This window comes from Microcoleus harperi Pol14_C6 (genome assembly GCF_036701295.1).
GTDB lineage: Bacteria > Cyanobacteriota > Cyanobacteriia > Cyanobacteriales > Microcoleaceae > Microcoleus.
Genome location: NZ_JAUBQN010000109.1, coordinates 1 through 1388, shown reverse-complemented (window position 1 = coordinate 1388; position 1388 = coordinate 1). Strand labels below are relative to the sequence as shown.

Annotated in this window: 1 protein-coding gene; it reads left to right on the top strand. The window is 45.2% G+C overall.

Features of this window, described 5'->3' with window-relative positions:
* Positions 1-105 precede the first annotated feature (105 nt).
* Positions 106-1335: a GTPase gene (locus QUA27_RS27190; protein WP_333072151.1), complete on the top strand. Its 1230-nt coding sequence runs from the start codon at positions 106-108 to the stop codon at positions 1333-1335.
* Positions 1336-1388 lie beyond the last annotated feature (53 nt).

Here is a 1388-nt window from a genome sequence, read left to right as displayed (position 1 = left end):
TGAAGTTTGTTCGCCATATTGAATTGCCTCTACTTTTACCCTATATTTTAGTGTACCTTCATAGTGAATTGGTATAAAGTGTCGCCCGGTGAGCAAAGTGAGGCCATGTCCCAAATGTTGGCGATCGCCTATGTTGACGGTTTTTGTTCAGCATTAGAACGCCAGATGGCGGAACAAGTAGCACGGATTTGGAACTGGCCAACGGGAGAAGTACAGCGGCAGCTTGCAGAAGCAGGAGCCTTCACTGATACCCGATTCATAGGCGAACACAACCAACAACAGAAACCCTCTATCGGTGCGCGTTTCCTTGCAGGGGCTGATTCTCTCCTTTCACGCGCATTGGTGGATAATGTAGCAAAGCTCACTGGGAGTGAGCAAAAAGTTGAGCAAATACGACGGGAAATCCTGTTAACTGGACCAGAATATGATGAGGCGATTCGTCAGTGTGCAGTCATCGCTGATGAGGATTATAAATTTGCAGAACGAGCACTTCAAAGAGCTGTACGAGCACTTTCCAATTTGGACAAAAATATTCAACTGGCTATCGAAGACATCAAATATAAAACAGGTGGGACAGGTCAGGCTACCACTGCTAAGGAAGTCGCCACGCAACTTGAGGATACTAGAAACTCTCTGAGTGCCGAGATTATTAAAGAAATTGAGAGTGTACAGGAGTCGCTTCGGGCCAAGGAACGCGCTCTCAATCATTTCAGCATCACCTTTATGGGCAAAACTAAGGCGGGGAAAAGCACTCTTCACGCTATAGTTACAGATGATGGATGGGATGCGATCGGTGTAGGTAAGCAGCGCACAACTCGGTTTAATCGGGTGTACGAGTGGAAGAATATTCGCATCATTGATACTCCTGGGATTGGTGCTCCGGGTGGCCAAAGTGACGAAGAAATTGCTAAAAGTATTATCGACGAGTCAGATGTGATTTGTTATGTGGTGACAAATGACAGTATCCAAGAGAGTGAGTTTCGTTTCTTGCAGTTATTAAAAGAAAAAGCAAAGCTATTAATTATTCTACTGAATGTCAAGAAGAACTTACGCGATTCTCGATGGCTGGAGCATTTCTTAAAGAACCCCAATAAAGTGTTTGATATGGAGGGTCAAAGTGGGCTAGGCGGACACATTGAACGTATCCGTCGCTACGCCCAAGAGCATTATGCTAATGACTACTTCAAGATTGTTCCTGTGATGTTGCTGGCGGCGCAGCTTTCCCGCGAGCCCGAACACGAAAAGAAGAAAGAGGAGCTTTTTAAGGCAAGTCGGATGCAGGATTTTCTTGAATCAATTCGTGAATCTCTGGTTATATCAGGTTCGGATAATTAGTTATAATTAAGGGCAGCCGATTCACAGGGAGGCCAAACCCCCTATGCCAAAAA